This is a genomic window from Vibrio sp. Makdt (genome assembly GCF_027587015.1).
Taxonomy (GTDB): domain Bacteria; phylum Pseudomonadota; class Gammaproteobacteria; order Enterobacterales; family Vibrionaceae; genus Vibrio; species Vibrio chagasii_B.
On sequence record NZ_JAPPTH010000007.1, the window covers coordinates 1 to 24,355 of the forward strand.

At 45.1% G+C, this 24,355-nt stretch carries 19 protein-coding genes and 4 tRNA genes; 17 read left to right on the top strand and 6 right to left on the bottom strand.

The window, feature by feature from the left end; genetic code table 11:
* Positions 1-575: 575 nt before the first annotated feature.
* A complete protein-coding gene (pssA, locus tag OH460_RS10525) occupies positions 576-1,916 on the bottom strand; it encodes a CDP-diacylglycerol--serine O-phosphatidyltransferase (protein WP_239940706.1) in 1,341 nt (446 codons plus the stop codon).
* 91 nt (positions 1,917-2,007) lie between these two features.
* A complete protein-coding gene (locus tag OH460_RS10530; RefSeq protein ID WP_061034337.1) occupies positions 2,008-2,439 on the bottom strand; it encodes a GNAT family N-acetyltransferase in 432 nt (143 codons plus the stop codon).
* A gap of 66 nt (positions 2,440-2,505) precedes the next feature.
* On the opposite strand from OH460_RS10530, the gene murB reads away from it, so the two are divergent.
* A complete protein-coding gene (gene murB / locus OH460_RS10535; RefSeq protein WP_269997024.1) occupies positions 2,506-3,552 on the top strand; it encodes a UDP-N-acetylmuramate dehydrogenase in 1,047 nt (348 codons plus the stop codon).
* A complete protein-coding gene (birA, locus tag OH460_RS10540) occupies positions 3,549-4,514 on the top strand; it encodes a bifunctional biotin--[acetyl-CoA-carboxylase] ligase/biotin operon repressor BirA (RefSeq protein WP_269997025.1) in 966 nt (321 codons plus the stop codon). The genes murB and birA overlap by 4 nt, the downstream gene beginning before the upstream one ends.
* Positions 4,515-4,521: 7 nt before the next feature.
* Here birA and coaA read toward each other — a convergent pair whose 3' ends face one another.
* Positions 4,522-5,445, bottom strand: a complete 924-nt coding sequence (gene coaA, locus OH460_RS10545; RefSeq protein ID WP_105057681.1) for a type I pantothenate kinase — start codon at positions 5,443-5,445, stop codon at positions 4,522-4,524.
* A 210-nt stretch (positions 5,446-5,655) separates the two neighbouring features.
* On the opposite strand from coaA, the gene OH460_RS10550 reads away from it, so the two are divergent.
* From OH460_RS10550 to rpoC, 13 genes are all read left to right on the top strand, one after another.
* Positions 5,656-5,731, top strand: a tRNA-Thr gene (locus OH460_RS10550).
* Between the two features lie 43 nt (positions 5,732-5,774).
* Positions 5,775-5,859, top strand: a tRNA-Tyr gene (locus OH460_RS10555).
* A 39-nt stretch (positions 5,860-5,898) separates the two neighbouring features.
* Positions 5,899-5,973 (top strand) — tRNA-Gly (locus OH460_RS10560).
* Between the two features lie 13 nt (positions 5,974-5,986).
* Positions 5,987-6,062: transfer RNA gene (locus OH460_RS10565), tRNA-Thr, on the top strand.
* A gap of 95 nt (positions 6,063-6,157) precedes the next feature.
* The gene (gene tuf, locus OH460_RS10570; protein WP_105057636.1) at positions 6,158-7,342 is read left to right on the top strand and encodes an elongation factor Tu; all 1,185 of its coding nucleotides are present in this window, start codon (positions 6,158-6,160) and stop codon (positions 7,340-7,342) included.
* Between the two features lie 223 nt (positions 7,343-7,565).
* Positions 7,566-7,943, top strand: coding sequence for a preprotein translocase subunit SecE (gene secE / locus OH460_RS10575; RefSeq protein WP_004737071.1), 378 nt, complete (start codon positions 7,566-7,568; stop codon positions 7,941-7,943).
* A gap of 13 nt (positions 7,944-7,956) precedes the next feature.
* A complete protein-coding gene (nusG, locus tag OH460_RS10580) occupies positions 7,957-8,505 on the top strand; it encodes a transcription termination/antitermination protein NusG (RefSeq protein WP_032549909.1) in 549 nt (182 codons plus the stop codon).
* A gap of 212 nt (positions 8,506-8,717) precedes the next feature.
* Positions 8,718-9,146 carry a 50S ribosomal protein L11 gene (rplK, locus tag OH460_RS10585; protein WP_026084318.1) on the top strand — a complete coding sequence of 143 codons (429 nt, stop codon included), beginning with the start codon at positions 8,718-8,720 and terminating at the stop codon, positions 9,144-9,146.
* A gap of 4 nt (positions 9,147-9,150) precedes the next feature.
* Entirely contained in the window at positions 9,151-9,855 is a 705-nt protein-coding gene (gene rplA / locus OH460_RS10590) for a 50S ribosomal protein L1 (RefSeq protein WP_061034325.1), read from the top strand.
* Positions 9,856-10,093: 238 nt separating this feature from the next.
* Complete coding sequence (gene rplJ, locus OH460_RS10595; protein WP_004737075.1) at positions 10,094-10,588, top strand: 50S ribosomal protein L10; 495 nt, start codon at positions 10,094-10,096, stop codon at positions 10,586-10,588.
* Between the two features lie 57 nt (positions 10,589-10,645).
* Positions 10,646-11,014, top strand: coding sequence for a 50S ribosomal protein L7/L12 (rplL, locus tag OH460_RS10600; protein WP_061034324.1), 369 nt, complete (start codon positions 10,646-10,648; stop codon positions 11,012-11,014).
* Between the two features lie 234 nt (positions 11,015-11,248).
* A complete protein-coding gene (gene rpoB / locus OH460_RS10605) occupies positions 11,249-15,277 on the top strand; it encodes a DNA-directed RNA polymerase subunit beta (RefSeq protein WP_008224041.1) in 4,029 nt (1,342 codons plus the stop codon).
* A 92-nt stretch (positions 15,278-15,369) separates the two neighbouring features.
* Positions 15,370-19,572 (top strand): DNA-directed RNA polymerase subunit beta', encoded by a 4,203-nt coding sequence (gene rpoC, locus OH460_RS10610; protein ID WP_061034323.1) that lies wholly within the window; start codon positions 15,370-15,372, stop codon positions 19,570-19,572.
* A gap of 267 nt (positions 19,573-19,839) precedes the next feature.
* Here rpoC and OH460_RS10615 read toward each other — a convergent pair whose 3' ends face one another.
* Complete coding sequence (locus tag OH460_RS10615) at positions 19,840-20,337, bottom strand: Rsd/AlgQ family anti-sigma factor (RefSeq protein ID WP_032498791.1); 498 nt, start codon at positions 20,335-20,337, stop codon at positions 19,840-19,842.
* A gap of 165 nt (positions 20,338-20,502) precedes the next feature.
* Between OH460_RS10615 and nudC the strand changes: the two genes are divergently transcribed.
* Positions 20,503-21,312 carry an NAD(+) diphosphatase gene (gene nudC / locus OH460_RS10620; protein ID WP_269997026.1) on the top strand — a complete coding sequence of 270 codons (810 nt, stop codon included), beginning with the start codon at positions 20,503-20,505 and terminating at the stop codon, positions 21,310-21,312.
* Positions 21,313-21,611: 299 nt separating this feature from the next.
* Positions 21,612-22,679 carry a uroporphyrinogen decarboxylase gene (gene hemE, locus OH460_RS10625; RefSeq protein WP_061034321.1) on the top strand — a complete coding sequence of 356 codons (1,068 nt, stop codon included), beginning with the start codon at positions 21,612-21,614 and terminating at the stop codon, positions 22,677-22,679.
* Between the two features lie 106 nt (positions 22,680-22,785).
* Here the strand turns inward: hemE and OH460_RS10630 are convergent, their stop codons facing one another.
* Both OH460_RS10630 and OH460_RS10635 read right to left on the bottom strand, forming a co-directional pair.
* Entirely contained in the window at positions 22,786-23,379 is a 594-nt protein-coding gene (locus tag OH460_RS10630) for a uracil-DNA glycosylase family protein (protein ID WP_269997027.1), read from the bottom strand.
* Positions 23,379-24,305: a D-2-hydroxyacid dehydrogenase gene (locus tag OH460_RS10635; protein WP_269997028.1), complete on the bottom strand. Its 927-nt coding sequence runs from the start codon at positions 24,303-24,305 to the stop codon at positions 23,379-23,381. Before OH460_RS10635 ends, OH460_RS10630 begins: the two co-directional genes overlap by 1 nt.
* Positions 24,306-24,355: the final 50 nt, after the last annotated feature.

A 24,355-nucleotide genomic window follows, 5' to 3' on the forward strand; every position in this document is an offset into this window, starting at 1 on the left:
TTGCTAGAAATAGCAGGGCTTTTTTACATCTATCAAAAATGTATATTTAGTAATCAATTGGCGAATAGATAGAATGACAACTCAACTACATCAAACCTTTAGAAAGCCTAGTCTTACGACTAGGCTTCGTCGTTTCTAGAATGCGATAATTTGGTCTTCTACACCAGTTCAGCTATTCATACTAAGCCCAAGTACAACTTCTTGGGCTCTTTTTACATTTGAATCTCTGTATTCGCCTTTTGGTAGAGAGCGTCTCTCAAAAGGTTTACCGATTCCACAAAGAACGAACTAGGTATGTCCGCCTTTCGTCATTTATCAGAAGGCCTAGCCTTACTACTAGGCCTTCGTCGTTTCCAGGTAATGGTCTTTTGCTCTTCAAATAACAAGTCCTCGCTACTTTCGACCTAAGCTATTCTCTGGTGTTCAATGGCGCTGAACACCTAAAATTATATGTGCGAGTATTGATTGATCTAGTTACTCACTATGTTTGCGAGTGCTTACAGAGAGGCGACTTATGAATACAAAAACGCCTAGCGTTTGCTAGGCGTTGGTAAATCATATCTTGCGTATGTTCACTAGAGTATTTGTTTAAGTACTCTGTCAGCTTTGACTCGAGTGATCTTGCGAATCAGCTTTTGAACTTCTTCTGGGTAGCTATCTACTTTGTCTAACTGCTTATAAGTACAAATAAGCTGAGTGTGTTGAAGAATGTTATCTACTTCAGCTTGGAACTTATCAGTTAGGTGGTGATAGTTGTCCTGAATAAAGATTCCGTTCTCTAGATCTAGTTTCCAAGCTCTAGGGTTTAGGTTATTACCAGTAAGCAGCATATAGCGCTTATCGACCCAAATGCCTTTCAGGTGGAAGCTGTTAGAGTCGTGTCGCCAAAGTTGAATCGATAGATTGCGGCTTGCAATATGAGCTTCATTAGCTTTAGCAAAGCGACGTAAGTTCATCTCATAAAGATATGGTAGACCACCAATCGTTTTAAACTCTTCCTCTGGAGAGATGAAGAAATCATTCGCGGTTTTATCACCAACCACAATGCTGACCTTTACTCCACGTTTGAGTGCTTTCTTCACTTCTTTAGCTAGGCTAGGAGGAAAGTTAAAGTAAGGGGTACAAATGAATATCTCGTCTTTAGCCTGAGCGACCAGTTGATTGATGCCTTGGTTAAGACGATTACGTCGTTTGCCGATGCCTACTAGCGGTGTTACGGCAACTTGCTCTGGTGATACTTCCTGACCATCAAATTGATACTGAGATCTGGCTAGAGAGGCACGAAACTGGCGGATCGCTGGCTTTAGCTCTTTAGTCGCTGGCTTGTTTTTATCAGCTAAGTCGTAAACAGCGCTGTCAGAGATCATTTGTTCATGCACGTAGGCAAACATTGAATCTGCCAGTGTCGCGTTGTTTAAAACATGGTAGCGGTCAAAGCGGTAGCGGTCGTGATAGTTCAGGTAGATATTATTGAGGCTTGCACCACTGTATATCACGCTGTCATCAACGATAAAGCCCTTTAAGTGCAATACGCCAAAGACTTCTTTACCACGGACAGGAATGCCGTAGACAGGAACTGAATGTTGATATTTTTCAGCAAACTCTTTGTACATTGCTGCATTGCCTTCAGAAGACTCTGCACCAATCAATCCGCGTTGAGCTCTGTGCCAATCAACACAAACGCTCACATCTAGATCTGGATTCTTTTGTTTTGCTTCATATAAGGCAGTTAGGATCTCACGGCCAGCCTCATCATCTTCAAGATACAAAGCGACTAAACTAATACGAGTCGTTGCGCGAGCTATCTCATCAAGTAGACGAATTCGAAACTCTTGCGCTGATAGTAGTACTTCAAACTTATCAGGATTCTGCGCTATGGTTGGCAACTGTATGAATGGATTCCTACTGGCAATCATATTGACTGTTTTACCTTAAAAATATGCAAAATTGCGAACCTTTAATTTTACCAAAGGCATAGCCCCAAATACTAGATAATCGAGGCATTCTCTAACAATTTTGCTGATATTGCATAGGAATGAGATCTTTTCCGCTATTTGAATAACGCTCATATAAAACCCGTAAGGCGTTCGGTAGCTGTTTAGAATCGATCTGCACAAATTGGTGCCGAGTGTAGAAGCTCGTAAGGTGCGCATAGGCAAAGCAGTAATCGTTCTCTGTGAGTGTGTGTTTTGCACAGTACTCCATTAGCTGGGAACCTAACTGTTTGCCGCGATGTTGCTTCGAGATCGCCATACCTGTCAGTAAGCGCGAGTCTTCTATCGTACGGAAACGGACGACACCACAAAGTTCGTCATCAAGTAAGAGTGAATAAATTAACTCACTTTTATTGGCTTTCCCTGTTGGGTAGTGCTCTTTATAGAAGCGTTTAACAAGGGGAACCTTTACTGGGTCTAATTGAGTAATGATGACATTGTTCATTCAGTCACTGCGCCACTGGTTTATCTGCTGTAGAATGAACGCAGTGTAAGTTAATTGAATATCGCCATGCAATTCCATCTCAATGCTAGTTTAAAAAACGTTCATACCTTTTCTATTGATCAAAGTTGTGATGCTTTGGTTGAAGTGACCACAATTGAAGAGTTGGTCTCGGTTTATCAGGACCCTAAATGGCAATCTACGCCTAAGCTGATGCTAGGAAAGGGCAGTAACATGCTTTTCACTGAGCATTTTGCAGGCCTTGTCATTATCAATAAGCTGTCTGGTATTACCTTAACGGAGTCGGATAACAATCATTTACTCCATGTTAATGGTGGTGAGGATTGGCCAAGCTTAGTTAAATGGACCGTTGAGCAAGGTCTTGGTGGGTTAGAAAACCTAGCCATGATTCCGGGTTGTTCTGGCTCAGCGCCTATCCAGAACATTGGTGCTTATGGAGTTGAGCTACAGGATATATGTGAATACGTCGATATTCTTTGTCTGGATACTTATACAGTTAAGCGATTAAGCAAAGAGGAATGTCTCTTTGGTTACCGAGATTCGATTTTTAAACACGCCCTGTACGGCAAAGCTATTGTGGTCGCGATTGGCTTAACTTTAGCGAAAGCATGGCAGCCATGTAATCACTATGGCCCCTTGAAAAGTCTGTCTGAAGAGACACTTTCACCTCAAACGATATTTAATGAAGTATGTGCTATCCGCTCGAGCAAATTGCCAGACCCTTCTGTTCAGGGTAATGCTGGCAGCTTCTTTAAAAACCCGATGATCAGTAAAGATCATTTTGATCGCTTGCAGTCTGAGTATCCAACGATTGTGGGCTATGCGAGTGAGAATATGATCAAAGTCGCTGCTGGTTGGCTGATCGATCAATGTCAGTTTAAAGGTGTTAATCAAGGTGGCGCTCAGGTTCATCCAAATCAAGCACTTGTGATCATCAACTATGATGAGGCGACGGCCGTTGATGTGCTTAAGTTAGCAGAACGAGTTCGTCAGGCTGTGCTAGATAAATTCGATATTCGCCTGGAACATGAGGTTCGCTTTATGGGAAGAGATGGTGAGACAAATCTCGACAAGGCTTTGGAGGCGTTAGTATGAGAGAGCATAGCACTAAGCTAGCACTGTTAAAATGCCTTGCTGATGGTGAGTTTCATTCTGGTGAAGACCTCGGTGAGGTGATTGGGGTATCTCGAGCCGCTATAAGCAAGCACATCAAGGGTATTCAAGAGTGGGGTTTGGATATCTACCGTGTACAGGGTAAAGGCTACAAGCTAGCGGACCGATTGGACATGCTGGACCATGAGCGACTATCTGCTGCTAATAGCAACGCATCTCTTGAACTGATCCCTATTATAGGTTCGACCAACCAACACCTGTTAGATCGCACCAATGAGCTAGAATCTGGCTCGGTTTGTGTTGCTGAATACCAAGCCTCTGGTCGCGGTCGTCGTGGCAGAGAGTGGGTGTCACCATTTGGAGCCAACTTATACCTTTCGATGTACTGGAGACTCGACGCTGGGATGGCAGCTGCGATGGGCCTAAGTCTTGTTGTCGGAGTTGCGGTTGTTGAGGCTCTGGAAGAAATGGGTGTTGAAGGCGTGAAGCTCAAATGGCCAAATGACCTTTACCATAACGATAAGAAACTTGCGGGAATCTTAGTTGAGCTGTCGGGGCAATCTGGCGGTGCTGCTCATATTGTGATTGGTTTAGGGCTTAATCTCTCTATGGATCCTGCTACCTCAGGTATTGGTCAGCCGTGGACCTCGCTTAAAGAGGTGTGTGATGGTCAAGTCTCAGATCGTAACCAATTAGCACAGACCCTAATAAACGCATGGGATAAGGCGCTGGTTGATTACGAAATGAAAGGGATGTCGAATTTTGTAGAGCGTTGGAACCGCTTGGATAATTTCTTAGGTCGCAATGTGAAGCTGATTATTGGACCTAGAGAAATTGAAGGTGTCGTACAAGGTATTGATGAGCAGGGTGCTGTGTTACTCAAAACCGAAAATGGTATCGAAAGTTATATCGGCGGTGAAATCTCACTAAGGAAAGGTAGCTAAGACCTTCCTATTTTCTTAGTAGTACTTCTTCAACCATGTGATCTGCACCTTTTCTTAGAATTAGGTGCGCCCGCTCTCTGGTTGGAAGGATGTTCTTCTCTAGGTTCAACCCATTGATTGAACTCCAGATCCCTTCTGCTTTATCCAATGCCGCTTGGTTCGATAATTTAGTGTAATGACTAAAGTAAGAGCCCGGCTTGGTAAATGCCCCTTCTCTAAACTTCATAAAGCGGTTGATATACCACTCTTTGATTTGCTGGCTGTCTGCATCCACATAGAGTGAAAAGTCCAGGAAGTCAGAAATGAACACACGGTGTGGCTCGTGTGGGTAGTTCATTCCACTCTGCAATACGTTTAGGCCTTCAATGATCAACACGTCAGGTAGGTCAACACACTTAACATCATCAGTAATGTTGTAGGTTAGATGCGAGTATACTGGCGCGGTGACGTTTCTTTTGCACGCCTTGACGTCTGAGACAAAATTAACTAAACGCTTAATATCGTAAGACTCAGGGAAGCCTTTCTTACTCATCAAGCCTTTCTCTTCCAATACTTCATTTGGATATAAGAAACCGTCAGTGGTGACGAGCTCAACTTTTGGGTGGTTTTCCCAACGAGAGAGCAGGGCTTTAAGTAGACGGGCGGTTGTACTTTTACCTACCGCAACACTGCCAGCAATACCAATAATAAATGGTGGTGCTTTCTCTTTTTTATCGAGGAACTGATGAAGAACTGAATTGCGGTTTTGTCTGGCTGCCACATAGAGGTTCAATAGACGAGAAAGCGGCAGGTAGATCTCCACAGCTTCTTCCATGGTGAGCTTTTCATTGATGCCTTGAAGCTCTTTTAAGTCGCTCTCAGAAAGTGTCATCGGAACTAAATTCCTTAGTTCAGACCAATGTGTACGGTCAAATGACATAAATGGGCTCATACAAAACTCTATAGTGGATAACAAAACAAGTGCATGGAAAATACATCAAGCGCTAGATAAATAAAATATCTTCCTGTACTAGATGCGGGTTAAAGACGGAAACCTTGAGCTAAATAGTCGTATGTAGAAGTTTGAGCAGAGAATTTTGCACTTTTTTTCAATTTGCTATTGCAAGGTGGAAAATCATTCAATAAAATGCGCCCCACTTGTGCCGACTTAGCTCAGTAGGTAGAGCAACTGACTTGTAATCAGTAGGTCACCAGTTCGATTCCGGTAGTCGGCACCACTTTCTCCCTCCTTTAAGGCAGCGAGAGAAAGCTCAAAAATTTGGAGAGGTTCCCGAGTGGCCAAAGGGAGCAGACTGTAAATCTGTTGGCACTGCCTTCGATGGTTCGAATCCGTCCCTCTCCACCATATTCTAAAGGTTAAATAGCTCAAACAGAGTTACGTGTTGCGTGCATCGTATAATGGCTATTACCTCAGCCTTCCAAGCTGATGATGCGGGTTCGATTCCCGCTGCACGCTCCAACTCATTTTGTGTGCTGATATAGCTCAGTCGGTAGAGCGCACCCTTGGTAAGGGTGAGGTCCCCAGTTCGACTCTGGGTATTAGCACCAGTCTAAAGCTTCTTCTCCTTTAATAAAGAAAACCATTTTTTTTGGTTGCGTGGTCTTATTTTAAGCCACCTAATCCGTACCTAGAGGGACACCCCATGTCTAAAGAAAAATTTGAACGTACGAAACCGCACGTAAACGTTGGTACTATCGGCCACGTTGACCACGGTAAAACAACTCTAACTGCTGCTATCTGTACTACACTTGCAAAAGTGTACGGTGGTGTTGCTAAAGATTTCGCATCTATCGATAACGCTCCAGAAGAGCGTGAGCGCGGTATCACAATCGCTACTTCTCACGTTGAGTACGACACTCCATCACGTCACTACGCACACGTAGACTGCCCAGGACACGCGGATTATGTTAAAAACATGATCACTGGTGCTGCGCAAATGGACGGTGGTATCCTAGTTGTTGCTGCGACTGACGGCCCAATGCCTCAAACTCGTGAGCACATCCTACTTGGTCGTCAAGTTGGTATCCCTTACATCATCGTATTCATGAACAAATGTGACATGGTTGATGACGAAGAGCTACTTGAGCTAGTAGAAATGGAAGTTCGTGAACTTCTTTCTGAGTACGACTTCCCAGGTGATGACCTACCAGTTATCCAAGGTTCTGCACTTGGCGCACTAAACGGCGAGAAGCAGTGGGAAGACAAGATCGTTGAGCTTGCAGAAGCACTAGATTCTTACATCCCTGAGCCAGAGCGTGCAGTTGACCAACCGTTCCTACTACCAATCGAAGACGTATTCTCGATCCAAGGTCGTGGTACTGTTGTAACTGGTCGTATCGAGCGTGGTATCCTACGTGTAGGTGACGAAGTAGAAATCGTTGGTATCAAAGAGACTACTCTTACTACTTGTACTGGTGTTGAAATGTTCCGTAAACTGCTTGACGAAGGTCGTGCAGGTGAGAACGTTGGTGCACTTCTACGTGGTACTAAGCGTGACGAAGTTGAACGTGGCCAAGTACTATCTGCTAAAGGTTCTATCAACCCACACACTAAGTTCGAGTCTGAAGTATACGTACTTTCTAAAGACGAAGGCGGCCGTCACACTCCTTTCTTCAAAGGTTACCGTCCACAGTTCTACTTCCGTACAACTGACGTAACAGGCGACATCACTCTACCAGAAGGCGTAGAAATGGTAATGCCAGGTGACAACGTTCAAATGACTGTTGAGCTAATCGCTCCAATCGCAATGGACGAAGGCCTACGTTTCGCTATCCGTGAAGGTGGCCGTACAGTTGGTGCTGGTGTTGTAGCTAAAATCTTTGCATAAGATTTGACGAACCACTAGTAAAAAGGGCATCATTTGATGCCCTTTTTCTGCGCTAAAAAAAGAGTTGAACGAATTGGCATCAATTTCAGCTCTTAGTAAAGAATTAAACAGTCTTTTTGACTAAAATGACTGTTAGATGTGTTGTTCTGCAACGCAAAGGAATGTGCCCTGCAACAGCGGGGTTATTGTCGTCTATATTTAAGACTTATCACAGGTTGGTTTTATGAAAGCAAACGCTGAAACTCCTGATAGCTCAAGTGCAGCAGATACAATGAAGTGGGTAGTCGCTTTTGTACTGTTAGCCGCTGCTGTTGTGGGTAATTACCTGTATGGTGAATTGTCTGTTGTAATTCGCGCTGCAGGTGTAGTTGTGCTGATTGCTGCCGCACTAGGCGTTGCAGCAACAACAACTAAAGGTAAAGCTGCGATCGATTTTGCAAAAGAATCTCGCATGGAGATTCGTAAAGTGGTTTGGCCTACTCGCCAAGAAACTATGCAAACTACATTGATCGTTTTAGCTGTATGTATTGTTATGTCTCTAGTGCTTTGGGGAATTGACGGCATTATGGTCCGTTTAGTTTCTCTAGCGACTGGGGTGTAGAGGGTTCTGATTCATGAGTGAAGCTCCAAAAAAACGTTGGTATGTAGTTCAAGCCTTTTCTGGTTTTGAAGGTCGTGTTGCACAATCGCTACGCGAGCATATTAAAATGCACAACATGGAAGAACTATTTGGCGATGTGCTAGTACCTACTGAAGAAGTAGTGGAAATGCGTGCTGGACAACGTCGTAAAAGTGAACGTAAATTCTTCCCTGGCTACGTATTAGTTCAAATGATCATGAATGATGAATCATGGCACTTAGTACGCAGCATTCCGCGTGTTATGGGCTTCATTGGTGGTACCTCTGATCGTCCAGCACCAATCACTGATAAAGAAGCTGATGCTATCTTGAACCGTCTAGAGAAAGCGAGCGAAGCTCCACGTCCTAAGACTATGTTCGAAGCAGGTGAAGTGGTTCGTGTTAACGATGGTCCATTTGCTGACTTCAACGGTACTGTTGAAGAAGTAGATTACGAGAAGAGCCGCATTAAGGTATCTGTATCGATCTTTGGTCGTGCAACACCGGTTGAGCTTGAATTTGGTCAGGTTGAAAAACTGGACTAAGACTCGATTAATTGAACTAAGTTGTGGATAACTTATTAGCAACTTGTTCAAAATAAAAGAGTATAAAAAATCACCTTTTTAGGGTTGTTAAAGGCGCGAATTATGATTATAATTTCGCGCCTTTTTGCTTCTATGGAAGTAAAAAGCGTTAATTGAATTTATGGGGAGCTTGCCTTACGGCTAGCGCATGTACCCAAATATTAGGAAATATCATGGCTAAGAAAGTTGAAGCTTATATCAAACTGCAAGTTGCAGCTGGTATGGCAAACCCGTCGCCACCGGTTGGTCCTGCTCTAGGTCAACACGGTGTTAACATCATGGAATTCTGTAAAGCGTTCAACGCAAAAACAGAATCTGTTGAGAAAGGTCTACCGACTCCAGTAGTTATTACTGTATACAACGACCGTTCTTTCACGTTCGTAACTAAGACTCCACCTGCTGCTGTTCTTCTTAAGAAAGCTGCTGGCGTTAAGTCTGGTTCAGGTCGTCCAAACACTGAAAAAGTGGGTACTGTAACTGACGCTCAAATCCAAGAAATCGCAGAAACTAAAGCTGCTGATATGACTGGTGCTGACATCGAAGCAATGAAGCGTTCAATCGCTGGTACTGCTCGTTCAATGGGCCTAGTGGTAGAGGGTTAATAAGATGGCAAAACTTACTAAGCGTATGCGCGTAATCCGCGACAAAGTTGACGCGACTAAAGAATACGAAATCAACGAAGCTGTTGCACTTCTTAAAGAACTAGCGACTGCTAAATTCGTTGAGTCTGTAGACGTTGCTGTTAACCTAGGCATCGATGCTCGTAAATCTGACCAAAACGTACGTGGCGCAACTGTGCTACCTCACGGTACTGGCCGTGAAATCCGCGTTGCTGTGTTCACTCAAGGTGCAAACGCAGAAGCAGCTAAAGCAGCTGGCGCAGATGTTGTTGGTATGGAAGATCTTGCTGAGCAAGTGAAGAAAGGCGAAATGAACTTCGACGTTGTTGTTGCTTCTCCAGATGCAATGCGCGTTGTTGGTCAACTAGGTACTATCCTAGGTCCACGCGGCCTTATGCCAAACCCTAAAGTTGGTACTGTAACTCCTAACGTTGCTGAAGCGGTTAAGAACGCTAAAGCTGGTCAGGTTCGTTACCGTAACGACAAGAACGGCATCATCCACACTACTATCGGCAAAGCATCTTTCGAAGCTAACCAGCTTCAAGAGAACCTAGAAGCTCTTCTAGTTGCTCTTAAGAAAGCTAAGCCTTCTTCAGCGAAAGGTACTTTCCTGAAGAAAGTAAGCATCTCTACTACTATGGGTGCTGGTGTTGCTGTTGATCAGGCTAGCCTGAACACTCAAGCAAACTAATTTGCTTAGGCGCAGATTTAGTGTATACTTCTGCGCCTAATATTTGTGGTTGGGTGATTTGAAGCAATTCAAATTATCTATCCCAAGACCGTAGGCGCTGTACTTTTCGGAGCTACAGCTTAATAAAACCTACGTAGGCGGTGCCTAATTTAAATGAAGTGATTCATATTTATTAGCATCGTAAACGCTCATTACACACTGTAATGGGTGCTGTAATCACAACCAGAGGTTAATCCAAATGGCTTTAAATCTTCAAGACAAAAAAGCAATTGTTGCTGAAGTCAACGAAGCAGCTAATGGTGCACTTTCTGCAGTTGTAGCTGATTCTCGTGGCGTTGAAGTTGGCGCAATGACTTCTCTACGTAAACAAGCTCGCGAAGCGGGTGTTTACATGAAAGTTGTTCGTAACACACTAGCACGCCGTGCGGTTCAGGGTACAGACTACGAGTGTCTAACTGACACTTTCACTGGTCCAACTCTGATCGCGTTCTCTAACGAGCACCCAGGTGCTGCAGCGCGTCTTTTCAAAGACTTCGCTAAAGAGAACAAAGATTTCGAGATCAAAGCTGCTGCATTTGAAGGCGCAGTTACTGATGCTGAAGTACTAGCGACACTACCAACTTACGACGAAGCTATCGCACGCCTAATGATGTGCATGAAAGAAGCTTCTGCTGGCAAGCTGGTTCGTACTATCGCTGCACTACGTGACCAAAAAGAAGAAGCAGCGGCTTAAGCCTTGCTTTTCACTGGTTGCAAATTAAACTTATTGTTGACTTAAAAGAGAATTGTTATGTCTATTACTAACGAGCAAATCCTAGACGCAGTTGCAGAAATGTCTGTAATGCAAGTTGTTGAGCTTATCGAAGCTATGGAAGAGAAATTCGGCGTATCAGCTGCTGCTGCAGTTGTAGCTGGTGGCGCTGCTGGCGGCGACGCTGCTGCTGAGCAAACTGAATTCGACGTTATCCTAACTTCTGCTGGTTCTAACAAAGTACAAGTTATCAAAGCTGTACGTGGCGCAACTGGCCTAGGTCTTAAAGAAGCTAAAGGTCTTGTAGACTCAGCTCCAGCACCTCTAAAAGAAGGCGTTGACAAAGCTGAAGCTGAAGCTCTTAAAGCACAGCTAGAAGAAGCTGGCGCTTCTGTTGAAGTTAAGTAATTATTACTTAATTTCTTAGCCGCAAGGCTAATGGCTGGTGGTTATTTAACCACCGGCCTTTTTGCGCTGTAGGGCTATGACGAATTTTCCGCTGTTTAAGCGTCATAACCCGAGCAAAAAAACAGTCATGTTTTCGATATGATTGTTCACTACATTAAACAGCTGTTAGTCACTACCCCCTCTGAGGAGTGTTTTGGGTAGTTTGGGTCACTTATCAGCGAGCTGAGGAACCCCATGGTTTACTCTTATACCGAGAAAAAGCGCATCCGTAAGGACTTTGGTACTCGTCCACAAGTTTTGGACATTCCATACCTGTTATCGATCCAGCTTGATTCTTTCGATAAATTCATCGAACAGGATCCAGAAGGTCAATACGGTCTTGAGGCTGCTTTTCGTTCTGTATTCCCAATTCAGAGCTACAACGGCAATTCTGAGCTGCAATACGTTAGCTACCGTCTTGGTGAGCCAGTTTTTGATGTTAAAGAATGTCAAATCCGTGGTGTAACTTACTCAAAGCCACTACGCGTTAAACTACGTCTAGTTATCTTTGATCGAGATGCGCCAGCAGGTACTGTAAAAGACATTAAAGAACAAGAAGTCTACATGGGCGAAATTCCGCTTATGACAGACAATGGTACTTTCGTAATTAATGGTACCGAGAGGGTTATCGTATCCCAGCTGCACCGAAGCCCAGGCGTGTTCTTCGACAGTGATAAGGGTAAGACCCACTCATCTGGTAAAGTTCTTTATAACGCACGTGTAATTCCTTACCGTGGCTCATGGTTAGACTTTGAGTTCGATCCTAAGGACAACTTATTCGTACGTATCGACCGTCGTCGTAAGCTACCAGCTTCAATCATCCTTCGTGCACTAGGTAAGTCAACTGAAGAGATCCTAGATCTGTTCTTCGACAAGGTGAACTTCGAAGTGAAAGACCAAACTCTTCTTATGGAGTTGGTTCCTGATCGTCTACGTGGTGAAACTGCGTCATTCGACATCGAAGCAAACGGTAAAGTTTACGTTGAGACTGGTCGTCGTGTTACTGCTCGCCACATCCGTCAACTTGAGAAAGATGGCGTTGAGCACATCGAAGTACCTGTAGAGTACATCGTTGGTAAAGTTGCATCTAAAGATTACATCAACGAAGCAACTGGCGAGATCATCGTTGGCGCAAACCAAGAGATCAGCCTAGAGGCACTTGCTAACCTATCTCAAGCAGGTCACAAAGCTCTAGAAGTACTGTTCACGAATGACCTAGACCATGGTCCATTCATGTCAGACACTCTACGTGCAGATAGCACAGTAGATCGCATCTCTGCATTGGTAGAAATCTACCGCATGATGCGTCCTGGCGAGCCACCAACGAAAGAAGCTGCAGAGTCTCTATTCGAAAGCCTATTCTTCTCAGAAGAACGCTACGACCTATCAACTGTAGGCCGTATGAAGTTCAACAGCTCTATCGAGCGTGAAGAAGAAGAAGAGCGCGGTACTCTGGATGAATCAGACATCATCGAAGTGATGAAGAAACTGATCGGCATCCGTAACGGTAAAGGCGAAGTGGACGATATCGACCACCTTGGTAACCGTCGTATCCGTTCTGTAGGTGAAATGGCAGAAAACCAATTCCGTGTTGGTCTAGTTCGTGTAGAACGTGCCGTTAAAGAGCGTCTAAGCCTTGGTGACCTTGATGCAATCATGCCTCAAGATCTAATCAACGCTAAGCCTATCTCTGCTGCAGTTAAAGAATTCTTTGGCTCTTCACAGCTTTCACAGTTCATGGACCAAAACAACCCATTGTCAGAAGTTACGCACAAGCGTCGTATCTCTGCTTTAGGTCCTGGTGGTCTTACTCGTGAGCGCGCAGGCTTCGAAGTACGTGACGTTCACGTAACTCACTACGGTCGTCTATGTCCGATCGAAACGCCTGAAGGTCCAAACATCGGTCTAATTAACTCACTATCTGCATTTGCACGTTGTAACGATTACGGTTTCCTAGAAACTCCGTACCGTCGTGTAGTAGATGGCGTAGTAACAGACGAAGTTGATTACCTGTCTGCAATCCAAGAAGGTCAATTTGTAATCGCGCAGGCGAACACCGTTCTTACTGAAGAAGGTACGTTCGCAGATGAGCTAATCACTGCTCGTCAAAAAGGTGAATCTGGTCTTCACCCTCGCGACCACGTTGACTACATGGACGTTGCGACAAACCAAGTAGTATCTATCGCTGCATCGCTTATCCCGTTCCTAGAACACGATGATGCGAACCGTGCGTTGATGGGTGCGAACATGCAACGTCAAGCGGTACCAACACTTAAGGCTGATAAGCCTCTAGTAGGTACTGGTATCGAACGTAACATCGCAGTTGACTCTGGTGTTACGGCGGTTGCTAAACGTGGCGGTATGATTCAGTCTGTGGACGCTTCTCGTATCGTAGTTAAGGTTAACGAAGATGAGCTAGTACCTGGCGAAGCTGGTATCGACATCTACAACCTAACTAAGTACACGCGTTCAAACCAGAACACATGTATCAACCAACGTCCTACAGTGCTACCGGGTGAACCTGTATCACGTGGCGACGTACTAGCTGACGGTCCTTCAACAGACCTTGGTGAGCTAGCACTTGGTCAAAACATGCGTATCGCGTTCATGCCTTGGAACGGTTACAACTTCGAAGACTCGATCTTAGTATCTGAGCGCGTAGTTCAAGAAGACCGTTTCACGACAATCCACATCCAAGAACTATCTTGTGTGGCTCGTGATACTAAGCTGGGCTCTGAAGAGATCACAGCTGATATTCCAAACGTAGGTGAGTCTGCTCTGTCTAAACTAGACGAGTCAGGTATCGTTTACATTGGTGCTGAAGTTAAGGGTGGCGACATCCTAGTTGGTAAAGTAACACCTAAAGGTGAAACTCAACTGACTCCTGAAGAGAAGCTACTACGTGCAATCTTCGGTGAGAAAGCATCTGATGTTAAAGATACTTCTCTACGTGTACCAAACTCTGTTTCGGGTACTATCATCGATGTACAAGTCTTCACTCGCGATGGCGTAGAGAAAGACAAGCGTGCACTTGAAATCGAACAGATGCAGCTTAAAGAAGCTAAGAAAGACCTAACTGAAGAGTTCCAAATTCTTGAGGGTGGCCTTCTTAACCGTGTTAAAGCTGTACTTCTGTCTGGTGGTTACTCTGAAGCTAAGCTTGATACGATCGGTCGTAAGCAATGGCTAGAGCAAGTTCTAGAAGACGATGCGCTACAAACACAGCTTGAGCAACTTGCTGAGCAGTGGGATGAGCTAAAAGCAGACTTCGATAAGAAGTTTGAAACTAAGCGTCGTAAGATCACTCAAGGTGATGACCTAGCGCCTGGCGTTCTTAAGATTGTTAAAGTTTACCTAGCGGTTAAACGTCGTATCCAGCCTGGTGATAAGATGGCGGGTCGTCACGGTAACAAAGGTGTAATCTCTAAGATTAACCCTGTTGAAGACATGCCATACGATGAGAAAGGTCAGCCTGTAGACATCGTACTTAACCCACTGGGTGTACCATCGCGTATGAACATCGGTCAGATCCTAGAAGTACACTTAGGTCTGGCAGCGAAAGGTATCGGTGACAAGATCAACCAAATGGTTAAGGAACAACAAGAACTTCATAAGTTCCGTGAGTTCCTACAGAAGGTTTATGATCTTGGTGATACTCGTCAGAAAGTTGATATTGCTGAACTGTCTGATGATCAAGTTCGTACACTGATCAAGAACCTACGTGGCGGTCTACCGATTGCTACTCCTGTGTTCGATGGTGCTTCTGAAGCGTTAATCAAAGAACTACTTAAACTGGGTGATCTGCCAGAATCTGGTCAGCTTAAACTGTTTGATGGTCGTACTGGTGACTCGTTTGAGCGTCCTGTAACTGTAGGTTACATGTACATGCTGAAACTGAACCACCTTGTTGATGACAAGATGCACGCTCGTTCTACTGGTTCGTACAGCCTAGTAACTCAGCAACCACTTGGTGGTAAAGCTCAGTTCGGTGGCCAGCGTTTCGGTGAGATGGAAGTATGGGCACTAGAAGCATACGGTGCTGCTTACACGCTTCAAGAAATGCTAACAGTTAAGTCGGATGACGTTAACGGCCGTACTAAGATGTACAAGAACATCGTAGACGGCAACCACAGCATGGAACCTGGCATGCCAGAATCGTTCAACGTACTGTTGAAAGAGATTCGCTCGCTAGGTATCAACATCGAGCTAGAAGACGAAGAGTAATCCCTTCTTTCTTTCTAGAGAAAAGAGATTATTTGGTTGAAGGTGCTCACTTTTGCGGGTGAGCCCCTTTTAACTCCTTACAGGAGCTGATTGTGAAAGACTTATTAAACTTTCTAAAAGCGCAGCATAAGACCGAAGAATTTGATGCAATCAAAATCGGTCTATCTTCACCAGACATGATCCGTTCATGGTCTTTCGGTGAAGTTAAAAAACCTGAAACGATCAACTATCGTACGTTCAAACCTGAACGCGATGGTCTGTTCTGTGCGCGTATTTTTGGTCCAGTTAAAGACTACGAATGTCTTTGTGGTAAATACAAGCGTCTGAAACACCGTGGTGTTATCTGTGAGAAGTGTGGCGTAGAAGTTACACAAACTAAAGTTCGTCGTGACCGTATGGGCCACATCGAGCTTGCTTCACCAGTTGCTCACATCTGGTTCCTAAAATCGCTACCGTCTCGTATCGGTCTACTAATGGATATCCCTCTACGTGATATCGAACGTGTTCTTTACTTCGAAATGTACGTAGTAACTGAACCAGGTATGACTGATCTAGAAAAATCTCAGATGCTTACTGAAGAAGAGTATCTAGATCGCCTAGAAGAGTGGGGTGATGAATTTACTGCTAAGATGGGTGCAGAAGCGATCAAAGATCTGCTTGCAACAATGGACCTTCATCAAGAAGTGGAAGAAATGCGCGAAGAGTTGGAAACAACTAACTCTGAAACTAAGCGTAAGAAGATCACTAAGCGCCTGAAGCTAGTTGAAGCGTTCATTGCATCGGGTAACGATCCGCAATGGATGATTCTGACTGTACTTCCGGTTCTTCCGCCAGATCTACGTCCTCTAGTACCACTAGACGGCGGTCGTTTTGCGACTTCAGATCTGAACGACCTTTACCGTCGTGTGATCAACCGTAACAACCGTTTGAAGCGTCTTCTAGAGCTAGCTGCTCCGGACATCATCGTACGTAACGAAAAGCGTATGCTGCAAGAGTCTGTTGATGCACTTCTAGATAACGGTCGTCGTGGTCGTGCAATCACAGGTTCGAACAAGCGTCCTCTGAAATCTCTTGCTGATATGATCAAGGGTAAACAAGGTCGTTTCCGTCAGAACCTTCTAGGTAAACGTGTAGACTACTCTGGCCGTTCTGTAATCACAGTAGGTCCATACCTTCGTCTACATCAGTGTGGTCTTCCTAAGAAGATGGCACTTGAGCTATTTAAGCCGTTCATCTACAGCAAGCTAGAGACTCGTGGCATGGCTACGACAATCAAAGCTGCTAAGAAGATGGTAGAGCGCGAAGAAGCTATCGTTTGGGATATCCTAGACGAAGTAATCCGTGAACACCCAGTACTACTTAACCGTGCACCTACACTTCACCGTCTAGGTATCCAAGCGTTTGAACCAGTACTAATCGAAGGTAAAGCGATTCAGCTTCACCCACTAGTGTGTGCGGCATACAACGCCGACTTCGATGGTGACCAAATGGCGGTACACGTGCCTCTAACTCTAGAAGCACAGCTTGAAGCACGTACACTGATGATGTCGACAAACAACATTCTGTCGCCAGCGTCAGGTGATCCGATCATCGTACCTTCTCAGGACGTTGTATTGGGTCTTTACTACATGACTCGTGAAAAGATCAACGTGAAAGGCGAAGGTATGTACCTTGCTGGCCCTGAAGAGGCTGAGAAGGCATACCGTACTAAGACTGCTGAGCTTCACGCTCGCGTTAAAGTTCGTATCACTGAGACCGTAGTAGACGAAGATGGTAACAGCACTACTGAAACGAAGCTGGTTGACACAACAGTTGGCCGTGCAATGCTATGGCAAATCGTTCCAGCAGGCCTACCGTACAGCATCGTTAACCAAAAGCTAGGTAAGAAGCAAATTTCTAACCTACTTAACGAAGCGTACCGTAAGCTTGGTCTTAAGGACACAGTAGTATTCGCTGACCAAATCATGTACGCAGGTTTTGCATACGCTGCACTTTCAGGTGTTTCTGTAGGTATCGACGATATGGTTGTACCTCAAGCGAAATACGATGAAATTGAATCTGCTGAAGAAGAAGTTCGCGAAATCCAAGAGCAATTCCAATCTGGTCTTGTTACTGCGGGTGAGCGTTACAACAAAGTTATCGATATCTGGGCATCTACGAATGACCGCGTTGCGAAAGCGATGATGGATAACCTATCTTCTGAAACAGTTATCAACCGTGACGGCGAAGAAGAACAGCAAGAATCGTTCAACAGCATCTACATGATGGCCGACTCGGGCGCACGTGGTTCTGCAGCTCAGATTCGTCAGCTAGCAGGTATGCGTGGTCTGATGGCGCGTCCAGATGGTTCAATCATCGAAACGCCGATCACAGCGAACTTTAAAGAAGGTCTAAACGTCCTTCAGTACTTTATCTCAACGCACGGTGCTCGTAAGGGTCTTGCGGATACGGCACTGAAAACAGCGAACTCGGGTTACCTAACTCGTCGTCTAGTAGACGTTGCTCAAGACGTTGTAGTACACGAACATGACTGTGGCACGCACGAAGGTATCGACATGATGCCTCACATCGAAGGTGGTGACGTTAAAGTTGCACTTTCTGAGCTTGCTCTAGGTCGTGTAGTAGCTGAAGACGTTCTTAAGCCTGGTACTGAAGATGTACTGATCCCACGTAATACTCTGATTGATGAGAAGTGGTGTCAGATCATGGAAGACAACTCTGTAGATAGCATGAAAGTGCGTTCTGTTGTTACCTGTGATGCAGACTTCGGTTGTTGTGCACAGTGTTACGGTCGTGACCTAGCACGTGGTCACCTAGTGAACCAAGGTGAAGCAGTTGGTGTTATCGCTGCACAATCTATCGGTGAACCGGGTACACAGCTAACGATGCGTACGTTCCACATCGGTGGTGCGGCATCTACTGCAGCAGCAGAGAACAGCATCCAAGCTAAGACAACTGGTACTGTGAAACTTCACAACGCTAAGTTCGTAATCAACAAAGACAAGAAGCTAGTTATCACTTCTCGTGCATCTGAGATGACGATTATTGATGAGTTCGGTCGTACTAAAGAGAAGCACAAACTTCCTTACGGTTCTGTACTGAGCAAAGCGGACAACGACGCAGTAGAAGCTGGCGAAGTTGTTGCTAACTGGGAAGCGCACACTATGCCAATCATCACTGAAGTGGCAGGTCGCATCCAGTTCGTTGATATGATCGATGGCGTAACTGTTTCTCGTCAAACGGATGATCTAACTGGTCTTTCTTCTTCTGAAGTTACAGACGCAGCGGCTCGTCCAGCAGCAGGTAAAGATATGCGTCCAGCTATCAAACTTGTTGACGAGCAAGGTAACGATGTAATGATCCCTGGTACTGAAATGCCAGCTCACTACTTCCTACCTGGTAAAGCGATTGTAAACATTGAAGATGGCGCTGAAGTTGGCATTGGTGACACACTATCTCGTATCCCTCAGAAATCTGGCGGTAACAAAGATATCACCGGTGGTCTACCACGCGTAGCAGACCTATTCGAAGCTCGTAAGCCAAAAGAGCCTGCGATCCTTGCTGAGCACACAGGTACTGTGTCTTTCGGTAAAGAAACGAAAGGTAAGCGTCGTCTAGTAATCACTCGCGAAGGTGGTGACACTTACGAAGAGATGATTCCTAAGCATCGTCAATTGAACGTGTTCGAAGGTGAGAAGATTGAACGTGGTGATGTAATCGCCGACGGTCCTGAAACTCCACACGATATCCTGCGTCTACGTGGTATCCACGCAGTAACTCAGTACATCGCGAACGAAGTTCAAGAAGTTTACCGCTTACAAGGCGTTAAGATTAACGATAAGCACATTGAGACTATCGTTCGTCAAATGCTACGTAAGTGTACAATCACACATTCTGGTGACTCTCAGTTCCTACCTGGCGAACAAGTTGAGTACCACAACGTGAAGATTGCTAACCGTAAGCTAGAAGCTGAAGGTAAAGAACTAGTACGTTTCGAACGTGATCTACTAGGTATTACTAAAGCGTCTCTTGCAACTGAGTCATTCATCTCAGCTGCATCGTTCCAAGAAACGACTCGCGTACTAACAGAAGCTGCGGTTTCTGGTAAGCGTGATGACCTTCGCGGTCTGAAAGAGAACGTAATTGTTGGTCGTCTGATTCCAGCTGGTACTGGTTTCGCATACCACCAAGAGCGTCAAGCTAAGCGTGAAGAAGAGCAAGAAGGTCCATCAGCTGAACAAGCTACTGACAACCTTGCAGCACTTCTAAATGCAGGTTTCTCTTCAGAAGAGTAATCTCTAAGAGATAACAAAAAGGCACCTTCGGGTGCCTTTTTTGTATCTGGCGTTTGGGTTATTGGTGTATGGGTTTAGGCCTGCTTTTACTGATGCTAGCCGGTGAATCACAAGCATTGGTGGAAAGAGGATAATCGTGGATGAGTCGTAGATACGGATTGGTGGTTTGCTGGTGGTACTTAGGCTTCAACAAAGTTGAGTGGGTAGGGGAATTATGGGCAAAATAAAAAGCTTGCACAGAGGCAAGCTTCTTAAGGGTTCAGTTAACTAAGCGCCTGGTGGAATCGCTAAGCTGTCTGCAATAAGCTGGATAAGAGTATCTTCTACTTCAAAACGCACTTCGAGTAGTTCACCTACTTTCGACATATCTCCTTCGAAGCTAGGCAACTCATCGTTTGCACTTACTTTAACGTACTTATCATTGAACTCTAGAAGCGGCTCGGTTGTGAGTACGATCTTCGCGTAAGTTGTATCAATCTCGTCATTGGTTTTAAAGCCTGTTGCTTGCCATTTCTTCATGACCATATCGTAGATCTTAAAATGGCCTTCTGAGATATAATCGACAACATGATCGCAGAATGAGCTTATTTCTTTGGGAGAAGGGAGTTCAACAACGTTTGATTGCCCGTTGCTAGCTGGCTGCAAGGCACCTAGCTTGCAATATTCGACGATGAGAGCTTGTCGAGTTTCGAGCCAATGATCGATGACCTCGCTTGAGCCACCCCATTGTTCTTGTATTTGTTTAAATTTATTTAGCATGACCATGTCCTCATGATCTGATCACAACCTTGTGATCATTGAAATTGCCTAAGCAGGGTCCGTTTATCGATATCTACTAAAAGTAATAGCTTGAAATATTCTCTGCCACAACTCTAGTATGAAATTAGATTGCCAGTAAAATGAACGAACTGCAAGCAATGAGGCATAGGGATGTTAAAAAAAAGTGATAAGAAAATGACAGAGCAAGCTTATTGGTGCGTCGTTTCCGGTAGTGATATTTGGGTCGATAATGACCAGTTTCCTTTCGGCTCCGCTGATGAACTTGGGCTCAGTGTTGAGCACGCAATCTACATTGGTCAGCATCAAGGTCGCAAAGTGTATTGGTTGAACGACTGTGATGTTGAGCGCGAGCTGACGATGGTCAACCTAAGAGAGTTATTGCACTGGCCTGAATCGAGTTTTCTTACTGCAAGTAAAGCCATCCAATATGGCCATATGACCCAGAGCATGCGTTTCTGCCCGCAGTGTGGTGGTCGCAATCACCTAAACCACAATCAAGTGGCGATGCAGTGTGGAGACTGTCGTACACTGCATTACCCGCGCATTTTCCCATGCATCATTGTCGCTGTACGAAACGACAACAAGATATTACTCGCGCAGCACCCAAGACATAAAACGGGCATGTATACCGTTATAGCGGGCTTTCTAGAGGTCGGAGAGACCTTAGAACAGTGCGTAGCACGCGAAGTGAAAGAAGAAACGGGGATTGATGTAGGGAATGTTCGCTACTTTGGCAGTCAACCTTGGGCATTCCCGTCGAGTATGATGATGGGATTTCTTGCTGACTATGCTGGTGGAACGCTCAAGCCAGATTATAGCGAGCTATCTGACGCGCAATGGTTTGACGTGACGACTCTGCCAGATGTGGCGCCAGTGGGCACCATTGCTAGACAACTGATAGAGAAAACGGTTGATGACGTGATTAAAGCAGGCGCAGCTAAACAAGCATTGGAGCACTAAATTGCCTACAGTAGTATTTGGCCTATGGGTGGTCAAAAGCTAAAAAAAACCCTCCACAAGTGGAGGGGGTAAGTAAGATGTCGTTATGAGATGCTGAGTAGTGACTACTCAGGTGTTATAATTGTAATTTTCGCTAGCGAACAAATTTTTAACATGCTCCCTTAATTGGGTGCAAATTAAGCATTGATTTAAAAGTTAATAACTTGATCTAGGTTGCAAAGCACACAGCTTTTACCCCTCAATCAGTGTTAGAATACTTGCTATCAAAACTAGACAAGATTGAATTGGAATTTAACGGAATGACCGAATTAAAGAACGATCGCTATTTACGCGCACTTTTAAAGCAGCCTGTTGATTACACGCCGGTATGGATGATGCGCCAAGCTGGCCGCTATCTTCCAGAGTACAAAGCAACGCGTGCTGAAGCAGGCGACTTCATGTCTTTGTGCAAAAACGCGGAACTTGCATCAGAAGTAACCCTTCAACCTTTACGTCGTTTCCCGCTTGATGCGGCAATCTTGTTCTCTGACATCCTAACGATCCCTGATGCTATGGGCCTAGGTTTGTACTTTGAAACAGGTGAAGGTCCTAAGTTTGAGCGTCCTATCACGTGTAAAGCTGACGTAGAAAAAATTGGCCTGCCAGATCCAGAAGGTGAGCTTCAATACGTAATGAACGCAGTACGTCAGATCCGTAAAGATCTGAAAGGCGAAGTGCCACTGATTGGTTTCTCTGGTAGCCCATGGACTCTAGCGACTTACATGGTTGAAGGTGGAAGCTCTAAAGCGTTCACTAAGATCAAGAAGATGATGTACGCAGAACCACAAACGCTGCACCTACTTCTAGATAAGCTGGCTGACAGTGTCATCGAATACCTAAACGCGCAAATCAAAGCGGGTGCTCAATCGGTGATGGTATTTGATACATGGGGTGGTGTACTGACTCCTCGTGATTACAACCTATTCTCACTGCAATACATGCACAAAATCGTTGACGGTCTGATCCGTGAAAACGATGGTCGTCGTGTACCAGTAACACTATTCACTAAGAACGGTGGCATGTGGCTAGAGCAGATCGCAGCAACGGGCTGTGATGCAGTTGGCCTAGACTGGACTATCAACATCCAAGACGCAGTTAAGCGTGTGGGTGATAAGGTTGCTCTGCAAGGTAACATGGATCCTTCAATGCTTTATGCTTCTCCAGAGCGTATCCGTGAAGAAGTATCGACTATCCTTGAAGGCTTTGGTGATGCGGGTACTGGCCACGTATTTAACCTAGGCCACGGTATTCACTTAGATGTGCCGCCAGAAAACGCTGGTGTGTTCGTTGACGCTGTTCACGAACTGTCTAAGCCTTACCATAAGTAGTTCTGAGTAAGATAATTGAAAGCGCTGCTGGGTAACCAGCAGCGCTTTTTTATTGCCTTCAGATTGGTAATTCTATACTCGTTTAATTTCGGTTGTGTGCAGTTCATTAGGCATTTGGATCATGGTAGGCCAAATGTTCTGAGATGTGTTTGCGGATGTAAGGAATAACCTCAGTTTCAAACCACGGGTTCTTCTCGAGCCAGATATTATTACGTGGTGAAGGGTGGGGAAGTGGTAAAAACTCTGGTGCCCAAGCCTGCCAGTTTTTGACGGTCTCTGTCAGTGTATTGGTGGTTCTTTGCTTCAAGTAATAGTTTTGCGCATACTGACCAATCAAAAGTGTCATTTGAATATTGGGCAGTGATTGCAGTACTTTCTTATGCCAGAGCTCTGCGCACTCCTTGCGTGGTGGTAGATCGCCACTCTTTCCTTTACCTGGGTAGCAGAAACCCATAGGCACAATCGCGACCTTTTGTTCGTCATAAAAGGTATCGCTGCCTATCCCTAGCCACTCTCTTAATCTTTCCCCACTGGCATCATTCCATGGGATGGATGACTCATGCACCTTGATACCCGGCGCTTGACCAATGATCAACAAGCGCGCGTTTGGATGTGCTTGAATGACAGGGTTGGCACCGTGTGAGAGATGAGGCTCACACGCAGTGCATTGTCGTATCTCTTTAAGTAGTGAAGAGGACATCAGTAGCCTTTATCAAAATCAATGACATGGTTTAGGGTAAAGCCATCTCGCCACTGTTGGTAATTCTCAGCAAAGATCTCTACCACTTGTCTCGGTTCACTGAGTGCAGCGATATGTGGCGTAATGGAGACTTGTGGTAGCTTCCAGAAAGGGTGATCTTGCGAAAGGGGCTCGCTTTCAAACACATCAAGAAATGCATGCTCAACCCAACGGTTTTTAATCGCCAGCAACAGCGCTTTGTTGTCGATGCTTTCGCCTCTGCCAACATTAAATAGCAGTACGTTAGAACAATAACCAAGGGTCGTTTGGTTGAGCAGTTGATAGGTTTCAGCGGTCGATGGCAAGGTGTTGACCACAATGTCTGCTTGCTTGAGAGCCGCCTCAAGTTCATTGATATGGAAAGTGTCTTTAAAGGTTTCTTGCTTCGATGGGATACCAGTACGGTTGACACCAATGGTATGAATGCCAAACGCCGCAGCGGTTTTTGCTAAATGGCTGCCGATAGACCCTGTGCCTAAAATCACCATAGTTTTGTCAGTTAGGCTAGAATAAAGCTGTGGCTGCCAGTTTCGTTGCTGTTGTTGCTGGTGGTAGTGAGGAAAGTGTCTAAAGTGGCTGATTGCGTAACCTAAAACGTACTCCGCGATAGCAGGGCCGTAGATACCTTTTACATTGGTTAGCGTGTAATCCTGACGAAGTTCTGGTTGAGTGAGCTTATTGATGCCAGCGTAGGTGCTTTGTACCCACTCAAGCGCTTTAAACTCGTTAAGACGCTCGGCTATCAGGGGAGGCGACCCTAATATAATCTCAGCTAACTCGGGGTTTTGAGTGATTTCTAGGTCGGGTAAATCCCGGTTTAGAATCAGTTGCGTATAGGTATCGTCATGCTCAGTCATAATATAGAGCTTATTCGTAAAATTGTTCATCGGCTTACCTTTTCCCCCCAGAGTTTATCAAGTACACTTTCGCTGTCTTT

Coding starts and splice junctions, on each gene's coding strand:
- pssA (WP_239940706.1), bottom strand. CDS start 1,916: ATGATTGCCAGTAGGAATCCATTCATACAGTTGCCAACCATAGCGCAG.
- OH460_RS10615 (WP_032498791.1), bottom strand. CDS start 20,337: ATGGTCATGCTAAATAAATTTAAACAAATACAAGAACAATGGGGTGGC.
- rpoB (WP_008224041.1), top strand. CDS start 11,249: ATGGTTTACTCTTATACCGAGAAAAAGCGCATCCGTAAGGACTTTGGT.
- rplA (WP_061034325.1), top strand. CDS start 9,151: ATGGCAAAACTTACTAAGCGTATGCGCGTAATCCGCGACAAAGTTGAC.
- OH460_RS10635 (WP_269997028.1), bottom strand. CDS start 24,305: ATGAACAATTTTACGAATAAGCTCTATATTATGACTGAGCATGACGAT.
- secE (WP_004737071.1), top strand. CDS start 7,566: ATGAAAGCAAACGCTGAAACTCCTGATAGCTCAAGTGCAGCAGATACA.
- rplL (WP_061034324.1), top strand. CDS start 10,646: ATGTCTATTACTAACGAGCAAATCCTAGACGCAGTTGCAGAAATGTCT.
- nusG (WP_032549909.1), top strand. CDS start 7,957: ATGAGTGAAGCTCCAAAAAAACGTTGGTATGTAGTTCAAGCCTTTTCT.
- nudC (WP_269997026.1), top strand. CDS start 20,503: ATGTTAAAAAAAAGTGATAAGAAAATGACAGAGCAAGCTTATTGGTGC.
- OH460_RS10630 (WP_269997027.1), bottom strand. CDS start 23,379: ATGTCCTCTTCACTACTTAAAGAGATACGACAATGCACTGCGTGTGAG.
- hemE (WP_061034321.1), top strand. CDS start 21,612: ATGACCGAATTAAAGAACGATCGCTATTTACGCGCACTTTTAAAGCAG.
- coaA (WP_105057681.1), bottom strand. CDS start 5,445: ATGAGCCCATTTATGTCATTTGACCGTACACATTGGTCTGAACTAAGG.
- murB (WP_269997024.1), top strand. CDS start 2,506: ATGCAATTCCATCTCAATGCTAGTTTAAAAAACGTTCATACCTTTTCT.
- rplK (WP_026084318.1), top strand. CDS start 8,718: ATGGCTAAGAAAGTTGAAGCTTATATCAAACTGCAAGTTGCAGCTGGT.
- rplJ (WP_004737075.1), top strand. CDS start 10,094: ATGGCTTTAAATCTTCAAGACAAAAAAGCAATTGTTGCTGAAGTCAAC.
- tuf (WP_105057636.1), top strand. CDS start 6,158: ATGTCTAAAGAAAAATTTGAACGTACGAAACCGCACGTAAACGTTGGT.
- birA (WP_269997025.1), top strand. CDS start 3,549: ATGAGAGAGCATAGCACTAAGCTAGCACTGTTAAAATGCCTTGCTGAT.
- OH460_RS10530 (WP_061034337.1), bottom strand. CDS start 2,439: ATGAACAATGTCATCATTACTCAATTAGACCCAGTAAAGGTTCCCCTT.